This is a genomic window from Paenibacillus sp. VTT E-133291 (assembly GCF_002264395.1).
In the GTDB taxonomy this organism is placed as follows: Bacteria; Bacillota; Bacilli; order Paenibacillales; family Paenibacillaceae; genus Paenibacillus_AQ; species Paenibacillus_AQ nitricinens.
This window is the reverse complement of sequence record NZ_NFVA01000179.1, coordinates 1-4,123: the sequence shown is the minus strand read 5'-3', so window position 1 is coordinate 4,123 and position 4,123 is coordinate 1. Positions and strand designations below refer to the sequence as shown.

4 protein-coding genes are annotated in these 4,123 nt (G+C 42.6%); all 4 read left to right on the top strand.

Translation table 11 applies throughout. The features are described from left to right. Positions 1-120: 120 nt before the first annotated feature. Complete coding sequence (locus CA598_RS31165) at positions 121-1,533, top strand: ATP-binding protein (RefSeq protein ID WP_094879011.1); 1,413 nt, start codon at positions 121-123, stop codon at positions 1,531-1,533. Between the two features lie 95 nt (positions 1,534-1,628). Continuing rightward, positions 1,629-2,903 (top strand): MFS transporter, encoded by a 1,275-nt coding sequence (locus CA598_RS31160; protein ID WP_094874810.1) that lies wholly within the window; start codon positions 1,629-1,631, stop codon positions 2,901-2,903. A 19-nt stretch (positions 2,904-2,922) separates the two neighbouring features. After that, positions 2,923-3,588, top strand: coding sequence for an oxidoreductase (locus CA598_RS31155; protein ID WP_094874809.1), 666 nt, complete (start codon positions 2,923-2,925; stop codon positions 3,586-3,588). Positions 3,589-3,680: 92 nt separating this feature from the next. Continuing rightward, positions 3,681-4,061, top strand: a complete 381-nt coding sequence (locus CA598_RS31150) for a RidA family protein (RefSeq protein ID WP_094879010.1) — start codon at positions 3,681-3,683, stop codon at positions 4,059-4,061. Positions 4,062-4,123 lie beyond the last annotated feature (62 nt).

Genomic DNA, 4,123 nt, shown 5'->3' with positions numbered 1-4,123 from the left:
AGCGCAAATCGTATACGATTTGCGCTCTTCTTATGCAACAATTAGGTGTGCAAAGGTTAAGCTATGGTATTATTGTGAGATGAAATCTGTAATTTATCTTGTGCAGGTAGGAGCAAAATCATGGGGTATCTTAAAATATTTTTCGGGAATACCGCAATTCTTATAGCCGTGGCCTATTTGGCTAATCTGATCTATAAACATACCATTTCGAATGCAAGTGTAGGAATAAAGAAGGCCAGCTGGGTGATCCTGGCGATCTTTGCTGGTTGGATCAGTACTCTTTTTGGTTATAATCTGGACGACCATGTGATCTTTGATTTGCGGTTTGTACCCCTAATTATCTCGACGCTGGCGTATCCTAGACCCATCACACTTATATTGATCGGTATAGGGACTGGGCTTACAAGGTTAACTTTTGGAGTAACAGAGGCAGCGATTGCAGGAATGCTAAATCTTTTTATTTTGGGAGTTATTTGCGCGGCGCTTAGCTACTGGGTCAGACGCTCAACCCTCAGTATTGTGAATCAAGGTTTGATCGTAATTCTAATTGTTAATCTTATGAATGCCATAAATATTATGATGTTAGGCGTTATCCCTGTGGAAGAGTACATAAGAGAGATTATGCCAATTACGTTCCCTGCGGGGCTGATTTTAAGTATTTTATTCTCATTAATTATCCGTGATTTTCAACTCGGTCTTCTAAGGAATGAGCAGATCCAGCATGCTAACGAACAGTTGTCTGCTCAGACTGAAGAATTACATAAGAACAAGCATGATCTTGAAGAGCGTGCTAATCAGTTAATGATGGCGTCTCAATTCAAGTCGGAATTTCTAGCCAACATGTCACATGAGCTTAGAACGCCACTGAATAGCATCATTAATTTATCGCAATTAATTGAAGAAAATGATGATTCGCTTACGGAAACAGATATAAGAGAGTATGCTGCCATTATCCATCGTTCGGGTGATGAGTTATTGATGATCATCAGCGATATTCTGGATTTATCCAAGGTGGAGGCTGGTCGGTTAGATATTATAAATGAAGAATTAAATGTTAGCGAGATTCCAGATTTGCTGGCTATGCAGTTTGCTGTAACCGCCAAACAAAAAGGACTGGAGTTTAACATCTCTATGGATAAGAATGTCCCTCTAATGATTCATTCCGATCCACATCGAGTGCAGCAGATTTTGCGTAATTTGCTCTCAAATGCTTTTAAGTTTACAAAGACAGGTTACGTATCGCTGCATATCCGCGAGCAGGAATGTGGGGAAGGGGATAACGTGCAACGTTGGCTTGTATTTGATGTGAAGGATAGTGGCATAGGAATCGCACCGGAGAAGCATGCCATGATCTTTGAGGCCTTTCAACAGGCAGACAGAACGACTAGCCGGAAATATGGTGGAACAGGACTAGGACTTTCCATTAGTAATGACTTGGCCAGATTGCTCGGCGGGTTCATTTCTATGGAGAGTAAGGAAGAGAAGGGGAGTCGATTTTCGCTTCATTTGCCCCTTGAAGCGGATAGTGAATAAAGCTCCAATATTATTTGTTGATTTGGCGTATTGACAGTAGATTGATGCGGAGTAGAATGAAGCCAATGCCGCATCAAAGGAGTGTTACCGCCTCTATGGACAACATGGAAAATAAGCATAAGGTTACGGTTTCAAAACGTGTTCGTAAACCTTCAGTGCATCGCAGAAATTTGCGAATAGCTACGTTGGAAGGTGTGCCGTCAACTATTTTTCAGGTACTGCTGCAAGGGCAGTTCCTAACAGGATTCCTGCTATATTTAGGAGCCTCCTCTAGTCAAATTGGATTTGTGCTAGCGCTTACTACATTAGTTAATGTGGCACAGATTGGTGTAGCTTTTCTGATTCAGAAGCTGCCAAGTCGCAAATGGGCCATGGTTACTTTTATCGGTCTGCACAGGATACTTTGGGGTTCTACGGGACTAATCCCGTTTATTTTTCCTAAAGAATATTGGGTCATCGCATTTATTGCTTTATATACCACTGCCTTTATTGCGAATACTGCTGGTGGTGTGCTGTGGAGCTCTGTGATTAGTGATCTAGTTCCCGCACGGGTACGTGGACGTTATTTTGGGATTCGTAACACTGTCCTGAATGCACTTGGAAGTTTGGTTATGTATGGCGGAGGTATTATTCTGGACCGCTATCCCGGGGGTCATGGTTTTCTGATTCTATATATTGTTGTGTGGATCTTCTCGATATCGAATGTCGTAGTATTCTTTTTTTATCCGGATGTGCCATTCGAGAAATCAGAAGAGCATAAATTTTTACCCATGTTTAAGAAACCGCTCAAAGATACATTATTTATGAAGTCAACCTTGTTTCTGGCTGCTTGGCTATTGTTGCAGAACCTAACGGTTCCACTATACTCTTATGTCATGTTGCAGTTACTTCATATTAATTATGAAACGTTGTCATTGCTTAATGTGTCCCAGACCGTGTTTATGATGGCTAGCTTCTACGTTTGGGGCAATCTAAATGCGAAATACAGCAATAAGCGACTGTTATTCTTTACTTTGCCGATTATTGCGTTGTCCTCATTGATGTGGGGACTCTTGTCTGTGATGCCGATGCTGCTGGTCTTATTTGCGGCCCATATCGTTTTTGGTGTTGGTGTAGGCGGTTTCAACCAGCTGGCCTTTAACTTTATTATTGGAGACACGCCGAAAAAAGAACGACCGATGTATATGGCCACCTATGCGGCGCTTACCGGGTTATCATCCTTTTTTGGTCCGCTTATTGGCGGTCAGCTCTATGAAAAAATAACACACTGGCCGCAATGGACTCAGGTATACGGTATGCAGCTAGTGGTAGGGACGCTGATGATTGCACTTGCGTTTCTGCTAGGTCGTCGTATTCTAAAGGACGAATAGAAGTAAAGGAGGTTATTCCTTGTTAAGAATAGCGATGGTATTAGGTGCCACCGGATTGGTAGGCAAAGCGGTTACGGAGGAATTGTTAAATCGTGATAGCTGGGAAGAAGTAAGGGTGCTTGTACGGACACCGTTAGCCATAGAACATCCTAAACTTAAACAAATCGTTGTAGATTGGGAGAACTTAAGAAACTATACAGAGTCGTTCGAAGGGGTACATTCCATCTTCTGTTGTTTAGGGACTACAATAAAAAAGGCGGGTTCACAAGAAAAGTTTGAACGAGTCGATCTACACTATCCGCTTGATGCTGCAGCGATAGCTAGAGATCAGGGTGTTAAACAGTTTTTGGTCGTCTCTTCAATAGGGGCAGATGCGAAGTCGCGTAATTTCTACAGTCGGACAAAGGGAAGAGCGGAAGAAGGTTTAACCGCTATTGGATTCCAAGGGATGCATATATTTCGCCCCTCCTTGCTACTAGGCCAACGTGAAGAATTCAGATTAGGGGAAAGAGTCGGAGCTAGTTTGATGAAAACGCTGGATTTTGTAATGGTGGGTAAGGCGGCTAAATATCGTGCCATACCTGGTACGACAGTCGCAAGAGCTATGGTTAACATTGCGTCTGCGGATACTCACGGATTACATATTTATACGAATGAAGTGATACATGTGATTGGGAGACGCTAAGCTTTCTGAGTCTCTAATAAATTTGCATTAAGATGAGAACAGGACTTACAATGGACAATAAATGATCAGCGATAATGGAGAGGGGTAGTAAGATGAGCAAAAAACAAGTAGCTACAACAAAAGCACCCGGAGCAATCGGTCCTTATAGTCAAGCTATAACCACTGGTAGTTGGGTATACACTTCAGGACAACTTGGTCTGAATCCGGAAACGGGTAATTTGGCTGAGGGCGTACAAGAACAAGCGCGACAAGCGCTTAACAATGTACAAGCTATTCTTGAGGAAGCTGGTGCAACACTAGACCATGTAGTAAAGACAACCGTATTCTTAAAGGATATGAATGATTTTGCGGCCGTTAATGAGGTGTATAGCACCTTCTTTAAAGAACCTTATCCTGCCCGCAGTGCTATTGAGGTTGTGCGTCTGCCTAAAGACGGACTTGTTGAGATTGAAGCGGTAGCTCGTAAGAAATAAGGAGTTATCCTTTGCACTTTTTTTTATTAATATACAAAATGGCGGGGGGGGGGGGGGGGAAA